Origin of the sequence: Solirubrobacter phytolaccae (assembly GCF_027587195.1) — a bacterium.
Taxonomy (GTDB): Bacteria; Actinomycetota; Thermoleophilia; order Solirubrobacterales; family Solirubrobacteraceae; genus Solirubrobacter; species Solirubrobacter phytolaccae.
Genome location: NZ_JAPDDP010000022.1, coordinates 67,012 through 91,500, shown reverse-complemented (window position 1 = coordinate 91,500; position 24,489 = coordinate 67,012). Strand labels below are relative to the sequence as shown.

Annotated in this window: 19 protein-coding genes; 9 read left to right on the top strand and 10 right to left on the bottom strand. The window is 71.7% G+C overall.

The genetic code is table 11. From position 1 onward, the window contains the following. Positions 1-36: 36 nt before the first annotated feature. The 6 genes from OJ997_RS14530 to OJ997_RS14505 all read left to right on the top strand — a co-directional run bounded on the left by OJ997_RS14530 (position 37) and on the right by OJ997_RS14505 (position 6,827). Complete coding sequence (locus tag OJ997_RS14530; protein WP_270025840.1) at positions 37-1,641, top strand: thiamine pyrophosphate-binding protein; 1,605 nt, start codon at positions 37-39, stop codon at positions 1,639-1,641. A gap of 85 nt (positions 1,642-1,726) precedes the next feature. Continuing rightward, positions 1,727-2,584, top strand: a complete 858-nt coding sequence (locus tag OJ997_RS14525; RefSeq protein ID WP_270025839.1) for a phosphatase PAP2 family protein — start codon at positions 1,727-1,729, stop codon at positions 2,582-2,584. Next, positions 2,466-3,902: a phytoene desaturase family protein gene (gene crtI, locus OJ997_RS14520; RefSeq protein WP_270025851.1), complete on the top strand. Its 1,437-nt coding sequence runs from the start codon at positions 2,466-2,468 to the stop codon at positions 3,900-3,902. Before OJ997_RS14525 ends, crtI begins: the two co-directional genes overlap by 119 nt. After that, entirely contained in the window at positions 3,899-4,699 is an 801-nt protein-coding gene (locus OJ997_RS14515) for a phytoene/squalene synthase family protein (protein ID WP_270025838.1), read from the top strand. Before crtI ends, OJ997_RS14515 begins: the two co-directional genes overlap by 4 nt. Beyond that, on the top strand, positions 4,687-5,481 hold the full coding sequence (locus OJ997_RS14510) for a carotenoid biosynthesis protein (RefSeq protein ID WP_270025836.1): 795 nt from the start codon (positions 4,687-4,689) through the stop codon (positions 5,479-5,481). The genes OJ997_RS14515 and OJ997_RS14510 overlap by 13 nt, the downstream gene beginning before the upstream one ends. Continuing rightward, positions 5,478-6,827 carry a phytoene desaturase family protein gene (locus OJ997_RS14505; RefSeq protein WP_270025835.1) on the top strand — a complete coding sequence of 450 codons (1,350 nt, stop codon included), beginning with the start codon at positions 5,478-5,480 and terminating at the stop codon, positions 6,825-6,827. The genes OJ997_RS14510 and OJ997_RS14505 overlap by 4 nt, the downstream gene beginning before the upstream one ends. Here OJ997_RS14505 and OJ997_RS14500 read toward each other — a convergent pair. Continuing rightward, positions 6,782-7,402 (bottom strand): hypothetical protein, encoded by a 621-nt coding sequence (locus OJ997_RS14500; protein WP_270025834.1) that lies wholly within the window; start codon positions 7,400-7,402, stop codon positions 6,782-6,784. The two genes, OJ997_RS14505 and OJ997_RS14500, sit on opposite strands and share 46 nt — an antisense overlap. A gap of 86 nt (positions 7,403-7,488) precedes the next feature. Between OJ997_RS14500 and OJ997_RS14495 the strand changes: the two genes are divergently transcribed. Next, on the top strand, positions 7,489-8,046 hold the full coding sequence (locus OJ997_RS14495) for a glycerol-3-phosphate acyltransferase (protein WP_270025833.1): 558 nt from the start codon (positions 7,489-7,491) through the stop codon (positions 8,044-8,046). Here the strand turns inward: OJ997_RS14495 and OJ997_RS14490 are convergent. The 4 genes from OJ997_RS14490 to OJ997_RS14475 are packed head-to-tail and all read right to left on the bottom strand — an operon-like array spanning position 7,985 to position 12,499. Next, complete coding sequence (locus OJ997_RS14490; RefSeq protein ID WP_270025832.1) at positions 7,985-8,986, bottom strand: glycosyltransferase family 2 protein; 1,002 nt, start codon at positions 8,984-8,986, stop codon at positions 7,985-7,987. The two genes, OJ997_RS14495 and OJ997_RS14490, sit on opposite strands and share 62 nt — an antisense overlap. 50 nt (positions 8,987-9,036) lie before the next feature. Then, positions 9,037-10,083 (bottom strand): bifunctional phosphoglucose/phosphomannose isomerase, encoded by a 1,047-nt coding sequence (locus tag OJ997_RS14485; protein ID WP_270025831.1) that lies wholly within the window; start codon positions 10,081-10,083, stop codon positions 9,037-9,039. Beyond that, positions 10,080-11,180, bottom strand: coding sequence for a nucleotidyltransferase family protein (locus OJ997_RS14480; RefSeq protein ID WP_270025830.1), 1,101 nt, complete (start codon positions 11,178-11,180; stop codon positions 10,080-10,082). The genes OJ997_RS14485 and OJ997_RS14480 overlap by 4 nt, the downstream gene beginning before the upstream one ends. Positions 11,181-11,185: 5 nt before the next feature. Continuing rightward, positions 11,186-12,499 (bottom strand): UDP-glucose dehydrogenase family protein, encoded by a 1,314-nt coding sequence (locus OJ997_RS14475; protein ID WP_270025829.1) that lies wholly within the window; start codon positions 12,497-12,499, stop codon positions 11,186-11,188. 42 nt (positions 12,500-12,541) lie between these two features. On the opposite strand from OJ997_RS14475, the gene OJ997_RS14470 reads away from it, so the two are divergent. Continuing rightward, positions 12,542-13,750, top strand: coding sequence for a calcium-binding protein (locus OJ997_RS14470; RefSeq protein ID WP_270025828.1), 1,209 nt, complete (start codon positions 12,542-12,544; stop codon positions 13,748-13,750). A 42-nt stretch (positions 13,751-13,792) separates the two neighbouring features. On the opposite strand, the gene OJ997_RS14465 is transcribed toward OJ997_RS14470, so the two are convergent. The 5 genes from OJ997_RS14465 to OJ997_RS37570 all read right to left on the bottom strand — a co-directional run bounded on the left by OJ997_RS14465 (position 13,793) and on the right by OJ997_RS37570 (position 23,433). Continuing rightward, positions 13,793-15,337, bottom strand: a complete 1,545-nt coding sequence (locus tag OJ997_RS14465) for an LCP family protein (RefSeq protein ID WP_270025827.1) — start codon at positions 15,335-15,337, stop codon at positions 13,793-13,795. Between the two features lie 82 nt (positions 15,338-15,419). Further along, positions 15,420-16,547, bottom strand: coding sequence for a M20 family metallopeptidase (locus OJ997_RS14460; protein WP_270025826.1), 1,128 nt, complete (start codon positions 16,545-16,547; stop codon positions 15,420-15,422). 61 nt (positions 16,548-16,608) lie between these two features. Then, positions 16,609-17,190 carry a DNRLRE domain-containing protein gene (locus tag OJ997_RS14455; protein WP_270025825.1) on the bottom strand — a complete coding sequence of 194 codons (582 nt, stop codon included), beginning with the start codon at positions 17,188-17,190 and terminating at the stop codon, positions 16,609-16,611. Positions 17,191-17,383: 193 nt separating this feature from the next. Beyond that, positions 17,384-20,275 carry a M14 family zinc carboxypeptidase gene (locus tag OJ997_RS14450; protein ID WP_270025824.1) on the bottom strand — a complete coding sequence of 964 codons (2,892 nt, stop codon included), beginning with the start codon at positions 20,273-20,275 and terminating at the stop codon, positions 17,384-17,386. Positions 20,276-20,469: 194 nt separating this feature from the next. Next, on the bottom strand, positions 20,470-23,433 hold the full coding sequence (locus OJ997_RS37570; RefSeq protein ID WP_270025823.1) for a M14 family zinc carboxypeptidase: 2,964 nt from the start codon (positions 23,431-23,433) through the stop codon (positions 20,470-20,472). A gap of 230 nt (positions 23,434-23,663) precedes the next feature. Between OJ997_RS37570 and OJ997_RS14440 the strand changes: the two genes are divergently transcribed. After that, complete coding sequence (locus tag OJ997_RS14440) at positions 23,664-24,416, top strand: hypothetical protein (RefSeq protein WP_270025822.1); 753 nt, start codon at positions 23,664-23,666, stop codon at positions 24,414-24,416. The last annotated feature ends 73 nt before the right edge of the window (positions 24,417-24,489 follow it).

Sequence of the window (24,489 nt, the reverse complement as noted above, 5' to 3'; positions counted from 1 at the left end):
GGAACTTGAGCGCTTTCGTCAGATAGCGTCAGGACCATGTCCAGCGGAGCGGAAGTTGTCGTCGAGGCGCTCGAACGAGCGGGGGTCGAAGTCGTCTTCGGGCTGCCCGGCGTGCACAACCTCGCGCTGTGGGCCGCGCTGCGGGAGTCATCCATCCGTCTGGTCGGCGTGCGCCACGAGCAGGCGGCGGCGTACGCAGCCGACGGGTACGCGCGAGCGACGGGCCAGCTCGGCGTCGCGATCGTCACGACCGGACCGGGCGCGGCCAACACGCTCGGCGCCGTCGGCGAGGCGTGGGCCTCGCGCTCGCCGATCCTCGTGATCGCGACCGACATCCCCTCGACGCTCCGCCGCAGCGGCGAGTACCGCGGCATCCTGCACGAGACGGACGGCCAGGCGGCGATGTTCGTGCCGGTCACGAAGTCCGTGCACCTGGCCCACGCCGCCGGGGACGTCGCTCGCGCGACGGTCGCCGCGCTGGACAGCGCCGACGGCGAGCCGGCACGACCGGTGTATCTGGAGATCGCGACAGATCTGCTGACGGCGGAAGCGCCGGGCCTCGAGCCGCTCGGCAACGACGCGCTCGACGTCGAGGGCAGGTCGCCCGGGGGATTCTGGGATGCGGTCGCCGCGTTGAACGGCGCCCGGCGCCCGCTGATCTGGGCCGGGGGCGGGGCGCGCGACGTCGGCCCGCACGTCGGCCACCTCGCCGAGCGCCTCGCCGCGCCCGTCCTGACGACGTACGGCGCCGCGGGCGTCCTCCCGCCCGGCCATCCGCACCTCGTCGGCCTGCCGCCGCACGTGGAGGCCGCCGGCCGGCTATGGGACGAAGCCGACGTCGTGCTCGCGATCGGCTCCGACCTGGACGGCGTGCAGACGCAGAACTTCGCCCAGCCGCAACCCGAGACGTTGATCGTGATCGGGCTCGAGGAGCCGACGAACTACCGCGCTGACGTGTTCGTGCGCGCCCACGCGGGGACCATCGCCCCGCTCGCCGCGTCGGTCGAGCAGCGCAGCGGGGGCGCGCCCGACCTCGCCGCGGTCCGCGCCGCCGCCTGCGCGACGCTCGACCCGACCGCGCTGCGCTTCCTGGACTCGCTGCGCTTCGCGCTCCCCGCCGACGCGAACCTCGTCGTCGACATGTGCATCCCGGGCTACTGGTGCGCCGGGTTCTTCACGCCGTCGGCCCCGCGCAAGCTGCAGGTGCCGCTGGGCTGGGGCACACTCGGCTACGCGTTCCCGGCCGCGCTCGGCACCGCGCTCGCCGATACCGGCCCGACGGTCTCGATCTCCGGCGACGGTGGGTTCCTGTTCGCGAGTGGGGAGCTCGCGACGATGGCCCAGGAGCAGATCCCGCTGACGGCCGTGATCGTCGACGACGGCGGCTACGGGATGCTCCGCTACGACCAGGTCCGCGCGGGCAGCGAGACGTTCGGCGTGGACCTGCACACGCCGGACTTCGAGGCGCTGGCCGCGTCGTTCGGCGTCTGGGCGGAGACGGTCTTCGGCCTCGACGACGACTTCGGCGAGGCGCTGGCCCGCCACATCGAGTCGGGCCAGCCGTCGGTGCTGGTGGCCAAGACGCCCGACCCGCTCGTCCCGCCGCCCAACACCTCGCCGAACTGGTACCGCAAGCGGTAGCGGACAGCCGACCGTGGTCGCGGCCACGGTGGAGGCCCTGACCCCGGACGGTACTCCGGGCCGGGCCCGTGGGTAGCGGCGCCGGATGAAGCTGCTCCGGGACGCGTCACTCATCCTCGCCGCGCTCGCGCTGTGTCCTGTCGTCGCGTTGCTGGCGCCCGCCGACGCGCCGCTCGGACGCACCCGCGCGCTGGCCGACGCCGAGCGCGCCCTGGGCCTCTTCTTCGAGCCTGCCGTGCACGCGTGGGTCGCCGCGCGGCCCGCGTTGCTGACCGCCGCCGGGCTCTTCTACGTGTGGGTGCACCTGCCGGCGACGATCGGTGCGCTCGTGTGGGTGCGGCTCGAGCGCCCGCACGCGTTCGCGGCCGCGCGCGACACCTTCCTCGCCACCCAGGTCCTCACCGTGATCGGGTACCTGGCGTTCCCGGTCGCACCCCCGCGGATGGCTCCGGAGCTCGGCTTCACGGACACGCTCGCGACCATCTACGGAACGGGCGGCGAAGCGCTGGCGCACACCGTGCAGAGCCCGTACGCGGCGATGCCGAGCGGACACGTCGCGTTCGCCGTCGTCGCCGCCGGGACGGTCTTCGCGCTGGTGCGCTCGCGGGTGCTCCGCGTGGGAGCCGTGGCCTACGTGCTGCTGGTGGTCGCCGTGATCATCGGCACCGCCAACCACTTCTGGTTGGACGCGGTCGGGGGCGCGGTCGCGGCGGCGCTGGGGTTCCTCACCGTCAGAGCCCGTACCCACCCAAAGCTCCGCCGCCGCGACGGCCGTAGTCGGGGCGATGACGGTGTCGGCGCTCGCGAAGCGCTCACGGGCGGTGGTGATCGGGGCGGGCCTCGGCGGGCTCGCGCTGGCGCTGCGCCTGCAGGGGCAGGGCTACGAGGTGACGGTGCTCGAGCAGCGGTCCGCGCCCGGCGGCCGGGCGGCGCGACTGCGTGACGGCGGCTTCACGTGGGACACCGGGCCGTCGCTGATCACGATGCCGTGGGTCCTGGAAGAGGCGTTCGCCGCCGGCGGGCTCGACCTGCACTCCGAGGTGACCCTGCGGCGTCTGGACCCGATGTATCGAATCCGCTGGGCCGGTGAGGAGCGCAGCTTCGACTTCAAGGACTCCGTCGACGGGCTGCGGGAGGAGATCGCGCGTTTCGACGAGCGCGACGCCCGCGCGCTCGACGGCTTCCTCGCGGCGCTCAAGCCGATCTACGAAGAGGGCCTGGTCGGCGCCGGGAGCCGCGCGTTCCCCGACCTGCGCTCGTTCGTGTCGTTGGTCCCCGCGATGGCCCGGCTGCGAGCCGTGCTGCCGCTGCACCGGTTCGTCGCCAAGCACTTCCGGAACGAGCGGGTGCGCGAGGCGTTCTCGTTCCACTCGCTGTTCATCGGCGGCGACCCGTATCGCGTGCCCGCGATCTACGCCGCGCTCGTGTACCTGCAGCTGCTCGACGGCGGCTGGTACGCGGACGGCGGCGTCTACTCGCTCGTGGAGGCGATGGCACGGCCGCTGGACGTGCGCTGCAACGTGCGCGTGGAGGCGGTGGAGACCGCGGCCGACGGCGTGCGCGCCGTGCGCCTCGCGGGCGGCGAGCGGATCGCCGCCGACATCGTGATCTCCAACGCCGACGTGCTGCGCACGCACGAGCTGCTCGGGCGGCGCGCGCCGGTGCGCAAGCTGCGCCCGACGATGTCGTGCTTCCTGCTCTACCTCGGCTGCGACCGGCAGTTCGACTCGCTGCTGCACCACACGCTGCTGGTCGGGCACGGCTACCGGGACTTCATCGCCGACGTCACCCGTCGCGGGCGGCTCGCGCAGACGTTCTCGACCTACGTGCACGCGCCCGCGCGCAGCGAGGCGGCGATGGCCGCGCCCGGCGGCGACTCGCTGGCCGTCCTGCTGCCCGTGCCGAACCTGCGCGGCGACGTCGACTGGGCGCGCGCCGCGGACGGGCTGCGCGACGCGCTCGTGCGCGACCTGGAGGAGACGTTCGGGCTGTCAGGGCTCGACGCGTCGGTGCAGGTGGAGCACCGGATGGCCCCGCCGGACTTCGCGCGCCAGTTCGGGGCCGTCGACGGCAACGCGTTCGCGGTGGAGCCCACGCTGCACCAGTCGGCCTACTTCCGCGCCCCGAACCGGGTGCCGGGCGTGCGCGGCTTCTACCACGTCGGCGGTGGCACGCATCCCGGCGCGGGCATCCCGGGCGTGCTGATGGGCGCGGCGGTCACGGCCGGCCTGATCGAGGCGGACGCGGGGGTGCGGGCATGAGCGCCGTGCTCGACGAAGCCCGCGCGACCACCAAGCAGGTCGCGCGCACCTTCGCGCTCGCGTGCCGCCTGCTCCCGCGCGATGTCCGCGACGACGTCTACCTGCTCTACCTCGTCTTCCGGACGCTGGACGACCTCGTGGACGACGGCCGGCCCGAGGCGACGGAGCGGGTCGACGCGGTGGTGGCGTGGGCGACGGGCGCACCGACGCCTCAGACCCCGGAGATCGCCATCCTCACCGACCTCGCGACGCGCTACGACCTCCCCCGCGACGCGCTGGCCGATTTCTGCGCCGGCATGCGCGAGGATCTCGCCGGGGTGACCTACGAGACCGAGGCCGACGTCGACCGCTACTGCTACCGCGTCGCGGGTACCGTCGGCGTCGTGATGGCGGCGGTGCTCGGCACGGACGAGCCCGAGCGTGCGCGCCCTGCGGCCGCCGCGCTCGGGATGGCGATGCAGCGCACGAACATCCTGCGCGACATCGACGAGGACCTCGCCAACGGGCGCGTGTACGTCGCCCGCGAGACGCTCGCGCGCCACGGCAGCCTCGTGCCCGGGCAGCGCGAGGACGTGCTGCGCGACCAGATCGCCCGCGCCGACGCCCTCTACGAGCAGGGCATCGCGGGGATCTCCGAGCTGCGCCGCGGGCGCCGCGCGATCGGCGCCGCCGCGCGGATGTACCGCGAGCTGCTGCGCCGCCTCGAGGTCGAGGGCTACGGCGCGCGCCCGGGCCGCGCCGTGGTGCCGCGCCGGCGCAAGCTGAAGATCGTCGCCCGCGCGGCGTGGCGCCCGTGAACGTGCGCCGCCGCGCGTTCCCGCTGCTCTTCGGCGCGCTGGCGGTGACGCAGGTCGTGTACGGACGCTCGCGGCGGACACCCGCCGCGACCCGCGGGGTCGTCGGGCTGATGCTCGCGACCTCGCTCGCCGAGGCGCGCCGCCCGGTGCCCGTCCTCGCCGCGGGTGCGATCGGCTTCGGCGCGGAGCTCGTCGGCGTGGCGACCGGCCATCCGTTCGGGCACTACAGCTACTCCGACCGGCTCGGACCGCGGGTGGGCGGCGTGCCGCTGCTGGCCGCCGCGGCCTGGGCGATGATGGCCCGCCCCGCCTGGGCGGTGGCGGGGCGGATCGCCTCCCGCCCGGCCGCACGGATCCCGCTCGCCGCCGCCGCGCTCACGGCGTGGGACGTGTACCTGGACCCGCGCATGGTCCGCGAGGGCTACTGGACGTGGCCGGGCGGCGGCCGCTACGAGGGCGTGCCCGCGACGAACTTCGCGGGCTGGTTCGCGACCGGGCTGGTCGTGTTCGCCGCCCTCGGCGCACTGGAGGCGCAGGACGCGCGCCGCGAGGCGGGGCGCGACCAGCCGCCGGAGGCGCGTGCCGCCGCGCCCGGTCTCGGCGCCCCGGCAGGGGCGCGGGTCGCGGCCCGCGGCGACGACGGTGCGGTCGCCCTCTACGCGTGGACGTGGCTCGGCGAGGCGATCGCCAACGCGTTCATCTGGCGCCACCCGCGCGTCGCCCTGGCCGGCGGCGCGGCGATGGGCGCGTTCGCGATCCCGGCCCTGCTGCGGCGGCCATGAAGGTCGCGGTCGTCGGCGCCGGGGTGGGCGGGCTCGCCGCGGCGATCGAGCTCGCCGAGGCCGGGCACCGCGTGACCGTGTTCGAACGGGGCGCCGCCCCCGGCGGCAAGTGCGCCCGGGTCCAGAGCGGCGGGTTCACGTGGGACGCCGGCCCTTCGCTGCTGACGATGCCGTGGGTGTTCGCCGACCTCGACGTCGAGCTGCTGCGGGTGGAGCCGGTCACGCGCTACGAGTTCGCGGACGGCAGCACGCTCGAGCTGTCGGCCGACCTCCCGCGGGCGCTCGCGGCGCTCGAGGCGTGGTCGCCGGGCGCGGGCAGCGACTGGATGCGCTTCCTCGCCGTGTGCGCGTCGATGTGGCGGGCTTCCGAGCGCTTCCTCACCGGGCCGCCGCCGTGGCCGCCGCGCCGCCCCGCACCGGGTGAGCCGCCGCCGGACCCGCGGGACGCGCTGGCCGTCAAGCCGTGGTGGACGCTGCGCGACCTCGCCCGCGCCACGGCCCGGGACCCGCGGCTGCGGATGGTGATCGAGCGGTTCGCGACCTACGCGGGCGCCGACCCGCGCCGGGCGCCCGCCGCACTGGCCGTCGCGGGCTACGTCGAGCACGCGTTCGGCGCCTGGCACCCACGCGGCGGGATGTACGCGCTCGTGGAGGCCATGGTGCGGCGGCTCGAGGCGCTCGGGGGTGCGTTGCACCTGCGCTGCGCGGTCGAGCGGATCGGCGTGGCCCACGGCCGCGTCTGGGGCGTGGAGACGACGACGGGCGCGTTCGCCGCCGACGCGGTCGTGACCGACGTCGACGAGCGGGTCGTCCGCACGCAGCTGCTGGGCCGCGCCGCGCGCCGCCGCACGCCGTCGCTGTCCGGGCTCGCGCTGCTGCTCGGCACGACCGATCCCGCCCCCGCGCACCACCGGATCCTCTTCCCGGCCGACTATGACGCCGAGTTCGACGACGTCTTCACCCACCGGCGCATGCCGCGCGACCCGACGCTCTACGTCTGCGCGCCGCCCGGGCAGGGGTGGTTCGTGCTCGTCAACGCGCCCGCCTCCCCTGCCGATTGGGACGGGACGCAAGCCGCGGTGCTCGAGCGGCTGGACCTTCACCCCGGCGTCGTCGAGCGCGTCACCCCCGCCGACCTCGGCGGCCCGATCTACGGCGGCGCCCCGCACGGCCGCCTCGGCGCGATGCGCCGCCCCGGCAACACGATCCGCGGCATCGACGGCCTGTGGCTCTGCGGCGGCACCGTGCATCCGGGCGGCGGCCTCCCGCTCGTGACCCTCGGCGGCCGCAGCGTCGCCCGTCAGCTCAGCGGGTCACGCCCGTCCCACGTCCCCTCGGCGCGATAGGGCGCAAAGCGCGCGAACAGCTCCTCGGAGTACCAGCGCTCCGCCCGCGTGCGCCGGACGACCTCGGCGTGCGCGGCGTTGCGGTACGCGTAGCCCTTGACCGAGTCGAGGTCCTGCCAGAGCGAGAACGTCGCCTGCCGCAGCACCGGCACCTCACCGATGGCCACGGACGCGAGCAACCCGGGCGAGCCGTGGAGCGCCCGCGCCGGCCCGGGCACGGCGCGATGGAACGCGAGCAGCTTCCGCGGCCGGATCGCGGCCCGCGTGAGGATCGCGACCGGGCCGTCCGTGGAGTCCGCGGTGGACGGGCCCGTCAGCGGGTCGGCGCCGCCCCACGCGCCGTGGTGGCGCACGGGCGCGAGCCGCACGGTGTAGCGCTCGGCCCCGCGCCAGCGCTCGGCGATCGGCGAAGTCGCCAGGAACGTGTCGAGCGCGGCCTCGTCGTCCCAGACGGCGAAGAGCGCCCAGCGGCGCAGGTCGGCCGACAGCGTCATCGTGTCGCCCGCGCCCGTTCCGAGCTGGCGGAAGAACCGCAGGCCGGCGGTGCGGGCCAGCACGGGCCGGTCCCAGGCCATGTGTGGGAGACCGTCGCGCCTTCCGGGGTAGCGAACGAGATGGAACGACGCGAGGGGCACGAGTGGAGTACGGGCTAGCAGCCCTGTTGGGCTACATCTGCGGTGCGATCCCGGTCGCGCTGCTCGTGGCGCGCCGTCACGGCGTGAACCTGCTCGCGACGGGCGACGGCAACCCGGGCGCCTGGAACGCGCTCGAGCAGCTCGGCCCGAGCAAAGCGCTCCCCGCCTTCCTGGGCGACGGCGCGAAGGCCCTGCTCCCCGCGGCCGCGGCGCACCTCGCGTTCGGCTTCTGGCCCGCGTTCGCGGCCGTCGCCGGGGCGATGGTCGGCCACGCCTTCCCGCTCCCGCATCCGGGTCGGGGCGGCAAGTCGATCATGTGCTTCGTCGGCGGCGCCTTCGCGCTCTCGCCACTCGCCGCCGTCGCGTGCGGCGCGCTCGCGATCGTCGTCACCGTCGTGACCGCCTTCAAGTACGCCGCGCGCGTATCCGTCTTCGCCTTCCCGCTCGTCCAGCTGCTCACGGACCCCGTCGAGCACGTCATCGCGACGGGGGCGCTGATGACGTTCATCGGCGCCCTATTCGTCACGCGTCGTCGTACGAGCGCCCCCGCCAGCGCCGCGACGGGCGCGCCGCCGACCACGTGAGCCGCGCCGCCGCGGGCACGTCGGCGAGCGGTGAGAGCCAGTACGGGAGGCCGCGCCGGGCGTACGCGGGCGCTGTCGCGCCCAGCATCACGAGCCGGAGCACGAGCAGCGCGACGTCCAGCTTGCCCGCGCGCCGCGACGCCAGCCGCAGCCACGGGAGCCCCAGGGTCAGCCACACCACGCCCACGTCGGCGACACGCCAGGCCGGCGAGGTCACGTCGGTCAGCGCGATCGAACGCCCCCACTCGCGCCACGTCTCGGCCGCCGACTCGTGCATGTCGACGTCGATCAGCCCGCCGCCGTCGTGGAACGCCACCCGCCAGCCCCGCCGCGCCAGCGCCCGCGCGAAGGCCGCGTCGTCGGTCATGTGCCCCGAGGCCTCCGCGTACCCGCCCGCGTCGAGCAGCTCGCGACGCCGCACCGCGGTGCACTGCCCGTTGATCATCAACCGGTCCACGGCCACGCGCGCGTCGGCGTCCGGCGGCCCGTAGCGGTACACGAGCGTCGCCAGCAGCGCCGGGTGCAGCACCCGCTCGCCCGCGGTGGAGCAGACGAAGCGCGCGCCCACGCTCACCAGGTCCGCGTCCGCCAGCGCCGCGGCGGCCGCACCCGCCAGCCCGACCCGCGGCCGCGTGTCCGCGTCCACCGACACGACCACGTCGCCCCGCGCCGCCTCGAGCCCGCGCTGCAGCGCCCACGGCTTGCCGACCCACCCGGCCGGCGGCTCGCCCGCCGCCACCACACGTGCCCCGCGCGCCCGCGCCAGCTCGGCGGTGCCGTCGACCGAGCCGTCGTCCACGACCACGACCTCCAGCACGTCCGGGTCGGCGAGCACGCCGTCCAGGCACGGCCCGATCCGCGCCGCCTCGTCCCGCGCCGGGATGACCACAGAGACGGAGCCGTCGAAGGTCGTCCCCGACGCCAGCGGCGCGCGCCGCACCCGCCCTCGCCCGAGCCGCGCGAGCACGACGCCCGCGGCGAGCCCTTGCGCTAGCGGGAAGACAGCGAGGCCTTGAGCGAGTCGATCGCGGGGATGTCGACCGGGTCCGCGCCGCGCAGCACGGCCGCGTAGATCGAGACGAGATCGCCCAGCAGGACCAGCGACACGAGCCGCTCCACGCGCGTCTCACCGCGCGCCTGCACCCGCACCACCGGCGCGGCGCCGGCCTCGGCGATCTCCGCCGTCAGCTCGGCCCGCAGCTGGTTGCGCTCGTGCGCGCCCGGGTCCTCGAGCGAGACGTAGGAGAAGCGCCCGAGCTCACGCGCCGACTCCCAGCCCACGATCTCGTTGTGGTCGAGCTCCGGCAGCGCCGACGCGAACGCGGGCAGCTGGCCGTTCTCGTTGAACTGGCACTTCCAGCGGTAGGCCGCGGCGGCCGCGAGCTCCGCGCCCGCGATGACCGGGACGGTGCCGTGCAGCGCCCGCGCGATCGCCTTCGCCTCCGAGTCCGCACCGGACCCCGGGCCCCACTCGACGGCGAGCGTCTCCGCCAGGTCGGCCGCGGCCTCGATCTCGTCGCGCAGCGAGGGCGCCGCGCCGCCGAGCGCGGCCGCCTCCAGCGCGGAGACGAGCGCGTAGCCGACCGCGGCGCGCGGCTGGAAGCCGCCCGGGATCGGGATCACGGGGACGCCGTCGCGCCGCGCGTGGTCGACCAGCGCGCCGCCCGTGGAGGCGACGAGCTGCGCGGCGCCGCGCTGGGCCGCGTCGTCGTAGCCCGAGAGCGTCTCCTCCGTGTTGCCGGAGTAGCTCGAGTGCAGCACCAACGTCGACGGGCCTGCCCAGCCGGGCAGCGCGTAGCCGTCCGCGACCACCAGCGGCCGCTTCAGCCGCGGCCCGATCGCGCCCTGCGCCAGGCGCCCGCCGGACGCCGAGCCACCCATGCCCGAGATGATCACGCCGCCCGTCGCGTCGACCGGACGCGCCTGCGAGGAGTCCACCCGCCACAGCGCGTCGCGCAGATGCTCGGGAAGACCGAGGACCTCGTCGAGCTGTCCCGTGGTGTCGAGCGCGAAGTTCAGATCGAGCGCGGTGGTCAAAACAGGAGGGCCCTTTCCGGGAGCGAGACGTTCGGGAACAGCCGAGCGCCTCTCGAGACGGTGTTGCCGTCGCCAAGGCTAACGCCGGCGCCGAGGACGCTCATGTCGTCGATGACGCAATGATCGCCGATTTTCACGCCCGGACCGACGATGCAGTTGTGCAGCGCGCAGTGCTCGCCGATCTCCGCGCCGGCCATCACGACCGCGCTCTCGATCACGGTGTGCGCGCCCACGCGGACACCCCGCTCGAGCACCGCACGCCCGCCGACGCGCGCGCCCTCGCCGATCACGCAGCCTTCCTCGATCAGCACGGGCGGGATCACACGACCGTCACGGGTGACGCCCTGCTCGATGCAGGTGAACGTCTCCCCCAGGCGCTTGCTGACCTCGGTCTGCACGTTCCCCTCGAGGATGTCGAACGACGCCTCCAGGTAGCGCTGCGGCGTCCCGATGTCCATCCAGTAGCCCTCGAGCACGTGGCCGAACAGCCCGTTGCCGACGAGCCGCGGGAACACGTCGCGCTCGATCGAGGCCTTCTCGCCGTAGGTCAGCAGTTCCAGCACCGACTTCTCCAACACGTACGCGCCCGCGGAGATGTTGTTCGTGTCGATCTGATCCGCGGACGGCTTCTCGACGAACTCGCGCACGGCGCCGTCGGCCTCGAGCCGGACGAGCCCGTAGGCGCTGGGATCCTCGACCGGGTACAGCGCGAGCGTCGCGCGAGCGCCGGTCCGCTCGTGCTCCGCAAGCTGGGAGCTGAGGTCCAGGTCGGTCAGCACGTCGCCGTTGAGCATCAGGAAGCGCTCGTCGAGCCATTCCTCGGCGAACTTCAGCGCACCGCCGGTGCCGAGCGGCTTGGGCTCCTCGACGTAACGCAGGCGCACGCCGACGCCGGAGCCGTCGCCGAGCACGTCCCGCACGCCGTCGGCGAGATGCCCGCAGGACATGATCACGTCGTCCACGCCGTGCCGGCGCAGCCAGTCGATCATGAACACGATGAACGGCCGGTCGACCAGGGGGACGACCGGCTTGGGCACCGACGAGGTCAGCGGCCGCAGCCGCGTGCCCTCGCCGCCGGCGAGGATGAGGGCCTGCACGCCGCTCAGACCTCCTGGTGCGCGGAGCTCGCGGCCCGCCCGACCCCTTCGTAGATCAGCCCGGCGTCGCGCACGCGGCCCGGCTCGAACAGGTTGCGACCGTCGACCAGCAAGGTGCCGGCCATCGCGTTCTTGACCTCCGCCAGGTCCAGCTCGGCGAACTCCGGCCACTCCGTGACGAGCACGACGGCGTCGGCGCCTTCGATCGCGTCCAGCGCCGTGGACTTGAAGGACACGCCGCGGATGAGCTTGCGCGCCTCCTCCTCGGCGACCGGGTCATAGGCGCGCACGTGCGCGCCCGCGGCCTGCAGGCGGGACGAGAGGACCAGCGAGGACGCCTCGCGCATGTCGTCGGTGTTCGGCTTGAAGGCCAGGCCGAGCAGCGCGATCTTCTTGTCCACGAGCCGCCCGAGGTGCTTCTCGAGCTTGGCGATCACGCGGCGCTTCTGCAGCTCGTTGACCTCGATCACCGAGTTCAGCAGCTGGAAGTGGTAGCCCGAGTTGCCGGCGAGCTGCTTGAGCGCGGTGACGTCCTTCGGGAAGCACGAGCCGCCGAAGCCGATACCGGCCTGCAGGAACTTCGGGCCGATGCGGTTGTCCAGGCCCATGCCCTTGGCGACCTCGACGACGTCGGCGCCGGTCTCTTCGCACACGTTGGCGATCTCGTTGATGAACGAGATCTTCGTCGCCAGGAAGGCGTTGGAGGCGAGCTTGACCATCTCGGCGCTCTTGATGTCCGTGCGCACGAGCGGCGCGTTCAGCGGCGCGTAGAGGTCGACCACGGCGTCGCCGGCCCAGTCGCCGTCGTCGCCCACGACCACGCGGTCGGGCTCCAGGAAGTCCTTGATCGCCGAGCCCTCCTTGAGGAACTCGGGGCAGGACACGTAGCGGAAGCCCTGCTTGCCCTGCTCGGCGAAGACGCGCTTGATCGTCTCGCCCGTGCCGACCGGGACGGTCGACTTCATCACGAGCGCGTGCTGATCGGACGGCGGCATCGCGTCGACGACCGCGTTGACGGCGGACAGGTCCGCGTCGCCGGAGTACGTGGGCGGCGTGCCCACCGCGACGAAGAGCAGGCGCGCCCGCTGCAGCGCGTCGCCGAGGTCGGTGGAGAAGTGCAGGCGGTCGCGGTGCTTGGCGACCAGCTCCTCCAGGCCCGGTTCCCAGATCGGAATCTGGCCGTTCTTGAGGCCTTCGATCTTCTCGCTGTCGATGTCGACGCAGAAGACCTCGTTGCCGAGCTCCGCGAACCCCGCGGCGGTGACCAGCCCGACGTAGCCCGTGCCGATCACGCCGATCGGTTCTCGATTGGTGCTCATAAGGGCGCTTCAGCTTAGAAGGACAAGGTCGATAAGAAGACCATGTCCTCCCGGATCCCCGCTCTCCTCGCCACGGCGCTGGTCGCCGCGCTCGCTCCGGCCACGACCGCCATGGCGAAGACCGTCACCGGTTCCAACGCTGCCGAGGCGCTCACGGGGACCGAGGGTCCGGACAAGATCAACGGCAACGGCGGCGCCGATCGCGTCCGCGGGCTGGGCGGCAACGACACCCTCTTCGGCGACACCGGCCCCGACGACGTCGCCGGCGGCGCGGGCGACGACGTCCTGGACGGCTCGTCCGGCGACGACATCCTCAACGGCGACGAGGGCAACGACGTCGCGACCGGCGGCTTCGGCCACGACTCGCTCTACGGCGGCCTGGGCGACGACAACCTCGACGGCGGCGCGGCCCCGGACCGCGTCGAGGGCGGCGACGGCAACGACACGCTCCACGGCGGCTCCGGCGGCGACGAGATCTTCGGCGGCCCGGGCAACGACACCATCTACTTCGACAGCGGCCCCGACCACATCTTCGGCGAGGACGGCGACGACGTCATCTACATCAACGGCGACAGCCTGGTGGACGACGTCGACTGCGGCAACGGCAACGACACGCTCTACGTCCCGCCGCGCGGCACGAGCTGGGGCCGTGCGGTCGCGGCGCGCATCCGCGACGCCCGCATCGTCAACTGCGAGATCGTCATCGAGCAGGCCGCGGCGGTCGACCCGACCAAGGGCATCAGCGCCACCACCGGCAACGAGGGCGGCAGCCGCACCGGCACCGACCTCAACGACAACCTGCGCGGCGGCGCGGGCTCGGACAAGATCTCCGGCCTCGCGGGCGAGGACGTGCTCTGGGGCGACCAGAACCACGACGCGCTCGCCGGCGCCAAGCAGGCCAGCGACGTGCTCGACGGCGGCGCCGGCAACGACACGATCTACGGCGGCCGCGGCACGAACACCATCTTCGGGCAGGACGGCGACGACTTCCTGCAGGGCGGCGGCCTGCGCTCGCTGATCAACGGCGGCGCCGGCAACGACAAGATCAAGGTCACCTCGGGCGCCAAGACCACGGTCGACGCGGGCGACGGCGACGACGCGATCACGGCGATCATCGCCCGCGGCCGCGCGACCATCAAATGCGGCCCCGGCAACGACACGGTCATCGAGTCCGAGTGGCCCGGCAACCGCAAGCTCGTGAAGATCTCGGGCGACTGCGAGAAGCGCACCCGCCACAAGACCTCCAAGTAGCCGCGCGAACCTAAACGTCCTGGACGTTTATGTGCTGCGCAACTACTTGAGGCGGCGGAGCGAGCTCGCCATGGCGATCAGCCGCGAGTTCGGGATCGACAGTGTGAGCGTGTTCGTCACCCAGTAGGCGGCCTTGCTCGTGCGCCAGGCGACGAGCCGCAGATGGCTGCCGTCGTAGAAGAGCTCCAGCTTGCGCCCGTCGACCTCGCGCACCCGGTCGGGATCGTCGAGGATCGGCGGGCTGCGCCACGTCGTGCCCTGGATGCCGTAGTACTCGCTCCAGCTGCCCGCGTTGAGCGTGAGCCGGTAGGCGCGGTGCAGCTTGTTCTGGCCGTCGCGGAGCGAGTACACGCGCGGCTCCGGGTCGGCGTAGCGCGAGCCGGTCTTGCGCAGCGCCGGGAAGTAGAACGGGAACTTGAGCTTGTTCTCGGTCGCGACGATCAGGGCCATGTTCTCGCCCTCGGTCTTCGCCTGCTCGAGCCCCTCGACCGAGGACTGCTTGTTCTTCTTCTTGGTCCGCGCGGGCGTCGCCGTGGCCTTCGGGCGCGTCGTCTCGTCGAGCCGGCGCGGGTTCGACGAGCCCTCGCCCGTCATGAACTCGTCGAAGGTCTTCTTCAGGTCGGAGTCCTTGACGTACAGGTACGAGTCGACCGCCGGGTTCTTGGCCTCGGTCGCCGGGAAGCGGACCTCGTTGACCGGCGCCTTCTCCTGCGCCATATAGAGGCCGAGCTGGCCCAGCGCGAGCAGGTTGCCGGTGTCCGTGAAGCTGTCGTCGACCTCGAAGTAGCGGCCGAAGATCTTCGCCAGCTCGTGGCGCTTGCCCACGTTCAGCAGCTGCCGGATCGCGTCCTGGTGCGTGAGCTGGCGCAGGAAGTCCTGCTGGCGCGCCGCGCGGAAGAAGTCGTTGTCGCCGTGGCGGTAGCGGACGTAGTCGAGCGCGTCCTGGCCCTTGAGCTTCTGATAGCCGGGCTGGACGTCGATCGTCGCGTAGTTCTCACCGGCCGCGGCGGTGGAGTTGTCGTTGTAGTAGCGACGGTCGATGTCGACGTAGACGCCGCCGACGTAGTCCACCGCGCGCCGGAAGCCGCCGAAGGAGACCGCGATCACGTTCGTGATCGGGAACGACTCACCCGTGGCGTCCCGGAACAGCTTCTTGATCGTCGACACCGTCTTGCCGGGGCCGCCGATCTCGTACGCGACGTTGATCTTGTTCGTGCCGGCGCCGGGGATCTTGACCTTCAGGTCGCGGGGCAGCGACATCAGCGCGATGCGGCGCGACTTCGGGTCGACGCGGGCGAGCAGGATCGTGTCCGAGCGCGGCTTGACGCCCGCCTTCTTGTCCGCGTAGCGCTCGTCGGTGCCGAGGATGAGGAACGTGCGCGCGCCGCCCGCGTCCTCGATGTCGAGGTCCGGGATCTTGACCGTCGTGCGTCCGTCCTGCGTGAAGTCGTCGACGAGGCTGTCGACCTCGCTCAGCACGGCGTACGCGACCGCGGTCGCCGACAGCGACAGGATCAGCACCGCCGCGAGCAGCCCGCGGACCAGCACGCCGCGGCCTGGCCGCGGTACGCGGTTCGCGTCGCTCACGCGGCGGCCTTTCGTGCGCGCGAGCGCGAGCCCCGTGGGCGAGTGCTCGCAGCGACGCGAGCCGTCAGGCGAGCGTCGCCGTTCATGCCAGGCCGCCCTCCACGGCGCGCAGCCCGTCACCGTCGGAGTCGACGGGGAAGCGCACGGGGACGTCACGCGCGAAGTCCACCAACGCGCGGCGGTAACGCGCGAGCGAGTCGATCGAGACCCACTCGTCCGGGCCGTGGTGGCCGCTGCCGGTGGGGCCGAACTCGACCGCGGGCACGCCGGCCTTCTGGAAGGCCACGGCATCGCTCGCGCCGTCACGCCCGACGCTCATCGACTCGCCGTCCGTGAGCCGGGAAGCGGCCTGGCAGAGCGCGACGACGTAGGGGTTGCGCGGCGAGACGCGCGCGGGCGGCCAGATGAACGAGCGGGCGACGTGGACGTCCGGGAGCGCGCGGATCTGGGCGAGGAGCTCACCGGGATCCTGCTCGGGCAAGTAGCGGATGTCCACGTCCATGGCGCATTCCTCGGGCACCTTGTTCGGCGCGTCGCCGCCGACGATCCGGCCCAGGTTGACCGAGGGCCGATCGAACAGCTCCGAGGACTCAAGGGTGAACGGCATCGACTCAATTCGCCTAAAGACGTCGATCGCCTTCAACACCGCGTTGTCGCCGAGCCACGGCGTGGAGCCGTGCGCGGACGTGCCGAAGACCATGATCCGCAGCGCCAGGACGCCCTTGGCCTGGACGCCGACGTGCAGGTTGGTCGGCTCGCCGGTGATCGCGAAGTCGCCCACGTAGCCGGCCTTGACGAGCAGGTCGGACGTGCGCTGGTCGATCTCCTCGGACTCCTCGTCCGGGACGGCGACGAAGCGGATCCGCACGTCCTGCTGGTCGCGCAGGTCGTGCATCGCGCACATCATCGCCGCGAGCCCGCCCTTCATGTCGTAGGAGCCGCGGCCCTCGAGCCGGTCCCCCTGGATGCGGGGCGTGAACTGCTCCGGACGCGCCGGGACGACGTCGTAGTGCCCGTGGAAGACCAGGGTCGGGCCGCTCTTCGGGCCGACCTCCGCGGTGAGCGCGAACAGGTCGCCGTACTGGTGGTCCTCGACCGCGATGTCACGCGCCTCGAGCCAGCCCTTGATGAAGCCGGCGCAGGCACGAAGCCCTTCGGCGTTCGACGTGTCGTACGTGATGAGCCGCTCGGTGAGGACCCGTTCGTCCATCCGCCGGAGGGTAGCGGCGGGGCCGCCCCCGCGACGGTCGCGGGGGCGGACGCCGACCGTCCTACTCCGTGTACTCGACCTCGAGATACGGCCGCAGCGCGACCGTCTCGTTCTCCGAGCTGGAGAACTGGCTGCGCTGCTCACCGATGTACTTGGACTCGTCGTCGGCCACGGCCAGGCCGTAGTTCGGCAGGGTCGAGGTCGCCCAGTCGCTGACGAGCGCGGTGACGTCCCACTCCAGCGGCCCGTCGGCGGGCACGACCGTGTCCTCCGGCGTGTCCGAGGTGCCCGGGTTGTTCCAGTCGTCGCCGCCCAGCGTGAACCAGGTGTCGAAGACCGTGAACGGGGTCTCCATCGCGTACACCGAGAGCTCGTCGCTCGGCTCGTCGTACGAGCGGAAGTCGACCTCACGGTTCAGGTGCAGCGTCGCCGAGGTCACCTCGGCCCCGACCGGCAGGTTGCCGGCGACGTCGAACTTCAGCAGCGTCGCGAAGCGCCGGATCGACTCCGACGACCAGATCCCGGCATGGAGCGAGCCGCACTCCAACTCCGAGTAGTACGTCTCGACCCCGCACTCGAGGTCGGTCGCGATGTCCACGGAATCCGCCCGCGCGGGTTGCGCGAGCACCGCCATCGTCCCCATCACGCCCAGCAGACAGCCAACAGCCCTTCGGTTCAAGCCGAACATCTGCATCCTCCGCCCGTGTTGATATGGCTGCAAGGCGGGGCCCTCGCCGCGCAGTACCGACACCCTCATCGGTCCGGGGCGATGTTGTCAAGGTGGACAGGCCATGACCGCGTGGAGGTACGTCCACGCGGTCACGGCACTGACCTAACTAGGGCTGCGTGGTGCTCAGCGTGAACGTCAGCGTCGTGCTGTACGTCCCCGTGCGCAGCGGATCGGTGGACTTCACGAGCTGCTTGAGCGCGACGTCGACCGTGTCGTTGGTGACCGGAGCGGTCCACGCCGTCTTCGACAGCGAGACCCGCAGCGGCTCCGGCAGCGTGAACGCGCCGTTGGTGAGGTGGCCCGGGTCGGAGACCGACAGGGTCGCGTCACCGGCGGTGGAGATCACGGTGGCCGTCGTGGCCGCCGAGTAGTCCTTCTCCAGGCCCGGCGTGAACGTGCCGAACGTCGCCGGCGCGCCGAGCGTGAGGGCCAGCGTCGCCGGCACCGTGCCGCCGATGCCGCCCGGGGTGCTCGTGTAGGCGTACGTCTGCACCGCGGACGTGTTGCCCTTGAAGTCGACCGCGATCCACTTGATCGCCGCGCCCGCGGGCAGGGCGACCGGGTCGGGCTTCTCCCGCGGGCGGTTCGGCTTCCACTCGGTCGAGGCCGTGGTGGGCGTCGAGCCGTCCAGCGTGTAGTAGATCGACGACGCCTCGTCGGTGGTGAACGTCACGGCCCGGTCGTTGCCGGCGATCGGCTTGACCGTCGCCGTCGGCGCCTTCGTGTCGTTCGCGTACTCGAGCGCGGACGCGAGCAGCGCGTAGTTGCCGTTGGCGAACTCCATGCCCTCGTCGTGACCCTCGTTGACCAGGTTGGCGTTGCACGTGCCCGTGCCGCCACCCGTGCCGACCGCGCCGTAGCACGGCTGGAAGCCGGTGCCCTGGCTCGTGCCGTTCGGCAGGACCTTCGAGGCGCCGATCTCGAAGTCGTAGCCGATGATGCCGTGGTTGTAGTAGGCCTCGTCCGCCGAGTTGCCGGCGGCCGAGTACAGGACGTCGAGCACCGGGCCGGTCTGCTGCGGCAGGACCGCGGTGTGGCGGAAGTTGTAGATGCGGTCCAGGACCGCGTCCGCCGTCTGGTCGAAGTAGTTCAGCGTGCCGTAGGGCGGGTACGGCAGCGGCTCACGCGTGGTGGGCTTGTACGCGCCGGGAGGCCACATGAAGTAGCCACCGCTGGAGTGCACGTTCATCGCGAACTTGATGTTCGTGTACTTGGACTGGACCCACGCCTCGTTGCGCGTCTCGGGCTCGGAGAGCTCGGACGGGCCGGCGAACGTGTCGCCGGTGCAGGAGTTGCCCGCGCCCTGGAAGCCGTCGAAGAACGAGCCGACGGTGAAGTTGCGGTTCAGGTCGACGCCCCAGGAGTTGCGGGCGTACGGGTCGTTGTTGCCCGTCGGGTTCGACGCGCAGTAGTTGACCATGTTGCGGCGCTGCGAGTTGTAGTCGTACATCGAGTACGCGGCGCCGTCGGCGTTGATGGTCGGGACGATGAAGATGTCCAGGCCGTCGACGAGCGCCTTCGTCTCGGGATCGGTCGCGTAGTTGCGCAGCAGGCGCTCGGCCGTCTCGAGGCAGACCAGCGGCGTGCCCCACTCGCGGGCGTGCTCCTGGCAGTAGATGAAGACACCGGTCTTGGTGCCGTCACGCTGCTTGCCGATCCGCAGCATCTTCACCGTCTGCGGGCCGCGCGGGTAGGACGCCGGGGCCTTGAGCCAGTCGCTCAGGATCGACGTCGCCGCGCCGGGCGAGACGATGCCCGCACCGGTGTTGGTGCGGTACAGGCTCGCGGTGACGAGCTCGGCCGCCTGCGCGTTGGCGTTGATCGCGTCCACGACGTCCTTCGCCGTGGTCGTGATCGCGCCGGACGCGTCCGTGGCGAGGTTGACGCGGATCATCCGGTTGTTGGAGACGCCCACCACGAGCGGCTCGTCGGAGGCGCCCGGGTTCACCAGGCGGACGCCGATCGTGTTGCCGCCGTCCTGGCCCCACGCCTTCGAGGTCACGACGACCGCCTTGGCCTGGTCAGCCGCCGCCGGAGCGGTGGTGGAGCCGGTGTACGCCGTCGCGAGGCCGACGACCGTCTGCGCCTTGCGCTGGTAGCCGGCCGTCTTGTTCGGCAGGTCGACGAGCTCGGCGATGTTGGAGAACTCGCTCGCGAGGGAGCTGATCCGCGCGTAGCCCTCCTGCGGGTCCACGTAGTGGGTGTTGAAGTCCTGGAGGAACCCGGCGGGCGTCTGCGGGGCGCCGTTGCCGACCCACTTCTTGACCGCGATCGTCGCCACGTCGCCGTTCGGCGCCGCGATCTTGACCGTGGTCGGCATCGGCGTGCCGATGGTGCTGGCGTCGCCGAGCCGGAAGCGCGACACGTGGTACAGGTACGGCGGCAGCGGCGTGACGTCCGTGTCCAGGTAGGCGGACAGGTTGCCCGTGCCGACCTGCGCGCCGTTGGCGTCGTACCAGGAGGCGACGAGCGGCGGGCCGTTGTAAGCGCACGCCGGGCGATTGTTGACGACCGGGCACGGGTTCGTGACCGAGGCCTCGGTCGTGGTGCCCTCGATCGACAGCCAGCGTCCGCCGGCGTCCTCCCAGTAGTCCGCGTGCTGCGCGCGGACCGTGCCGACGACCGCGCTCTTGCTCTTCGCGCCGGCCGCGCCCTTGAGCGCGTCCTTCGCGGCCGTCTCGGCGTCGATCGTGGCCTGGCGCTCGGCGCGCAGCGCGTCGACGTCCGCCTGCGTCTGGATGGTGCCGACGACGGGGTAGCCCATCGCCTCCAGCTGCGCCTGCTCCTCAGGCGTGGCGACGATCGTCGCCTTGACCTGGCCGGCGACCGACTGGTCGAGACCGTCGCTGAGGTCGTAGCCGAGCTTGATCAGCTGCTCGGCCGCCGCCTTGCTCGGCAGCTTGAACTCCAGGACGGACTCGCCGTCGTCCGCCAGCGCACTGGCTGGCAGGAAGGCGATCGCAGCGACAGCCGCGATCGCGCCCAACATTGGCCGCATCGGCCAGACCCCCTCGTTGTAGACCCGTACTACGAACTGCGTGTTACTGGCAGCTCGGGTTTGTACGGGACGACACGAGGGGGCGGTAGAGGGCCTAGACGGACGTACGAGTCCGCTTATGGGTCGGGGATGAGAAAAGGGCCGGGTTCACTCATCTTCGAGTGAACCCAGCCCTTTCAGGAACTGCCTCGTGCCTACGGCTGCGTCGTCGACAGCGTGAAGGTCACGGCCTTCGAGTAGGTGCCGGTGCGCAGGCCCTCGTTCGCACCGATCGCCTGCTTGAACGTGATGCCGACCTTCTCGTTGGAGGTCGGACCCGTCCAGGACGACTTCGCCAGCGTCACGCCGAGCGGCGAGGCCAGCGAGAACGCGCCGTTGCTCAGGTGGACCGGACCGGCGACGCTCAGCGTCGCGTTGCCGGCCGTGCTGATGATCGTCGCCTCGCTGGTGGCCGTGTACTCCTTGGCCACACCCGGGACGAACGGGCCGAGCGTCGTCGGGCCGCTCAGCGACAGCGACAGGGTCGCCGGCACCGTGCCGCCGACCGTGCCCTCGGTGAACCCGAACGCCTTGGTCTTGACCGCGGACAGGTTGCCCTTGAAGTCGGTCGCGACCCACTTCAGGACCTGGTTCGGGGCGAGCTGCAGCGGGAGCGGCAGCGCGCGAGCGCGCGTCGGCTTCCACTCGGTGGACGCCGTGGTCGGCGTCGAGCCGTCGAGCGTGTAGTAGATCGACGACGCCTCGTTCGAGGTGAAGCGGACGTCGATCTTGCCGGCCGAGACCGAGCCGGACACGGCCTCGACGACCGGCGCCGCGGTGTCGCGGGCGTAGTCGAGCGCGGACTGCATCAGGCCGTAGTTGCCGGAAGCGAACTCCATCGACTCGTGCCAGCCCTCGTTGTCGAGGCAGTCGTTGGTCGAGTCGCCGAACGGCGGCTGCTGGCCCGCGCTGCACTCGGAGATCACGCCGGTCGCCGGGTTCTTGTACTCGTTGTTGGAGTCACCGATCTCGAAGTCGTAACCGATGATGCCGTTCTTGTAGTACGCCTCGTCCGCGGAGTTGCCGGCGGCCGAGTAGAGCACGTCGATCACGGGGCCGGTCTTCTGCGGGCGGACCGCCAGGCGGCGGTGCGACTTGATGCCGTCGAGGACCTGCTTGGCGGCCTGGTCGAAGAAGTTCAGCGTCCCGTACGGCGGGTACGGCAGCGTCTCACGCGTGGGCGTGTAGGCGCCGGGCGGCCACATGAAGTAGCCACCGGAGGAGTGGATGTTGTTGGCGAACTTGATGTTGCGGAACGTCGTCTGGATCCAGCTCTCGTTGCGCGCCTCGGGCTCGGAGAACTCGTCGAGGCCCGCGAAGTTGCCGCTGAGGCAGTTCGTGGCCGACGCGCCCTGGAAGCCGTCGAAGATCGTGCCGACCGAGAAGTTGCGGTTCAGGTCGACGCCCCAGCTGTTGCGGTTCGCCGGGTCGGTCGAGTTGTCCGTGAACTTCGAGTTGTCGCAGTGGTGCGACAGGTTCTTACGACGGTTGGAGTCGTACAGGGAGTGCGTCGCGCCGTCCGGGTTGATCTGCGGGACGATGAAGATGTCGAGGTTGTCGATCAGCTCCGTCGTCTTGGGATCGGTGCCGTAGTTGCGCACCAGCCGCTCCGCGGTCTCGATGCAGACGCCCGAGGTCGCGATCTCGTTGCCGTGCTCCTGGCAGTAGAAGAACACGCCGACCTTGCTGCCGTCGCGCTGCTTGCCGATGCGGATCGCGTACTGATCCATCGGCCCACGCCCCACGGTGACGGGCGCGCGGAGCAGGTCGCTGAGCGGCGAGACCACGCCGGCCTCGACGATGCCGTCGCCGCTGAAGTTGCGGTACTTGGTCGCGACGACGAGCTGGTTGACGTCCGGATGCGCGTTGACCGCGGCGACGACCTGGTTGGCGGTCGACGTGATCGCGCCGGTGGCGTCCGTGGCGGGGTTGATGCGGATCGAGTTGCCGACCAGCGACACCGACAGCGCCTGGTTGTTGGCCGTCGGCGGGACGATCCGCGCGGTCAGGGTGTTGCCGCCCTGGTGGCCGTACAGGCGCGTCGTCAGGACGACGATCCGCTGCGGCGTGATCAGGTCCGGAGTCTGGCCGGTGGCCGGCGCGGTGCCCGCCACGGGCAGGTTGCCGTCGTCGAAGCGGACGTACGGCGTCGTCGCGTTCGGCGCCGGCGGGTTCGGCTGCGCGGCGGTCGGCGCCCAGTTGTAGCCGAGCATCGTCTGGGCCTTGCGCATGTAGCCGCGTGTCTGCTCGGGAAGCTTGATCGCCTCCGAGATGTTCGGGAACTCGGCGGCGAGGTCACGGACGCGCTTGTGCGCCTCCTGGCCGTTGAGGTAGCGCGTCATGAAGCCGGAGCGGAAGCCGGGCGCCGACGTGTAGCTCGGCGGGTCCTTGGCGATCCACTCCTTGGCGGCGATCGTGTCGACGTCGCCGTTGCTGGACGCGATCTTGATCGTCGCCGGGGTGGGCTTGCCGTCGCCGACGTCGCCGAGGCGGAAGATCGAGTAGTGGTACTGGTAGTAGTCCGGGCTGACGTCGGGATCGCGGTAGACGCCGAGCTGGCCCTCGCCCATCTTGTTGCCGGACGCGTCGTACCACTCGGCGGTCAGCGTCGGGCCGACGTACGTGTTGGCGTTGTCGCCGGTGTAGCTGGCGCCGTCGGCGTTGGCCTCGATCGACAGGTACCGGCTCTGGTTGTTCTCGTAGAAGTCGGCGCGCTGCGCGCGGACCGAGGCCGGCCCGGCGCTGCGCTGCGACCTCCCGGCGGCATGGTCACGGAGGGCGCGCTTGGCGGCCTCTTCCTTCTCCACGACGGCGTTCATCTCGGCGCGGACGCCGTCGATGTTGAACTTGTCGTGCACTACACCGACGTGCTCGAAGCCGGCCGAGCGCGCGATGTCGATCTGCTCGTCGGTGACCCAGGCGCGGACGATGATGTCGTCGCCTTCGCCGTTCTCGACGGCGTGATCCATGCTGAAGCCGAGCGCTTCGAACTCGTCGTACAGCAGCGCGTTGTCGAGCTTGAACTTCAGCAGCGCCGGATCATCCGGGCCTGCGAGCGCGACGCTCGGCGCGACGAAAATCGCCGTCGCTGCCGCGACGGCCCCCAACCATGGCTTCACGAGCCAACCCCTCCTGTTTGGACCACACCCTCCGAACGGTCGATTGTGAGCCAAGGGTGAGCTTGTGCGCAACCGAACGAGCGTTGAGAGACATCAACGGCCCGCAACTAGCACTTCCGTCCGGTTTTTGTGCCTGTGGTTGACACTGGGTGTCCGCCCAGACAAAGTACGCCCGGGTCCCGGGGGGAGTCTTCAAATTGCAGAGGGTGTTCATGATCAGGCCATGGAAGGTGTTTGTCTCGATTGCGGTGGGTGCGGCGGTGCTGCCGTGCACCGCGCTGGCCGCGCCGACGATCACCATCACCACCCCTGAGAGCGGCAAGGCGTACACGAAGGGCGCGGCGGTCACCGTCGCCTACTCGTGCAGCGCGGACGCCGTCAGCTGCGTCGGCACGATCGGGTCGGGCAACGTCCCGGCCGCGAACGGCTCGGCGCTGGACACCTCGACCGTCGGCCAGAGCTACATCACGGTCACGGCCAAGGACGCCGGCAACGCCACGTCGGTCGCCCAGGCCGTCTACAGCATCGTCGAGGGCGGCGGCGACCCGGGCGGCCAGGTCCCGGCGACCCTGAACCTGGTCCTCGGCACCCCGACCGCGTTCTCCCCGTTCGTCCCGGGCCTGACCAAGGACTACCTGGCGACGCTGAACGCCCAGATCCTCTCGACGGCCGGCGACGCCACCCTGACGGTCAACGACGCGTCCGCCACCAACGTCGGCAAGCTCGTCAACGGCACGTTCCCCCTGCCGACCCCGGTCCAGGCCGGCGCGGTCAAGGTCCCGGACACGGGCCCGACGCCCGCTCCGTCGTCCTACGCCCCGCTCGGCGGCGCCGCCACCCCGACGCCCCTGCTGACCTACGACGGCCCGGTCTCCGGCTCCGCCGCGATCACCTTCAAGCAGGCGATCAACCAGGCCGACGCGCTCCGCACGGGCTCGTACTCGAAGACGCTGACCTTCACGCTGTCGACGACGAACCCGTAGTCGCCGGCGCCTAGCGCCGCACTGAAAGCCCGCCCTTCCGGCGGGCTTTTTTGTGCCCGCATGCCGTTGCCGT

Excerpts from the sequence above, each read along its gene's own strand:
- OJ997_RS14530 (WP_270025840.1), top strand. The coding sequence starts at position 37 with ATGTCCAGCGGAGCGGAAGTTGTCGTCGAGGCGCTCGAACGAGCGGGG.
- OJ997_RS14525 (WP_270025839.1), top strand. The coding sequence starts at position 1,727 with ATGAAGCTGCTCCGGGACGCGTCACTCATCCTCGCCGCGCTCGCGCTG.
- OJ997_RS14515 (WP_270025838.1), top strand. The coding sequence starts at position 3,899 with ATGAGCGCCGTGCTCGACGAAGCCCGCGCGACCACCAAGCAGGTCGCG.
- OJ997_RS14505 (WP_270025835.1), top strand. The coding sequence starts at position 5,478 with ATGAAGGTCGCGGTCGTCGGCGCCGGGGTGGGCGGGCTCGCCGCGGCG.
- OJ997_RS14500 (WP_270025834.1), bottom strand. The coding sequence starts at position 7,402 with ATGGCCTGGGACCGGCCCGTGCTGGCCCGCACCGCCGGCCTGCGGTTC.
- OJ997_RS14475 (WP_270025829.1), bottom strand. The coding sequence starts at position 12,499 with ATGAGCACCAATCGAGAACCGATCGGCGTGATCGGCACGGGCTACGTC.
- OJ997_RS14470 (WP_270025828.1), top strand. The coding sequence starts at position 12,542 with ATGTCCTCCCGGATCCCCGCTCTCCTCGCCACGGCGCTGGTCGCCGCG.
- OJ997_RS14460 (WP_270025826.1), bottom strand. The coding sequence starts at position 16,547 with ATGGACGAACGGGTCCTCACCGAGCGGCTCATCACGTACGACACGTCG.
- OJ997_RS14455 (WP_270025825.1), bottom strand. The coding sequence starts at position 17,190 with ATGGGGACGATGGCGGTGCTCGCGCAACCCGCGCGGGCGGATTCCGTG.
- OJ997_RS14450 (WP_270025824.1), bottom strand. The coding sequence starts at position 20,275 with ATGCGGCCAATGTTGGGCGCGATCGCGGCTGTCGCTGCGATCGCCTTC.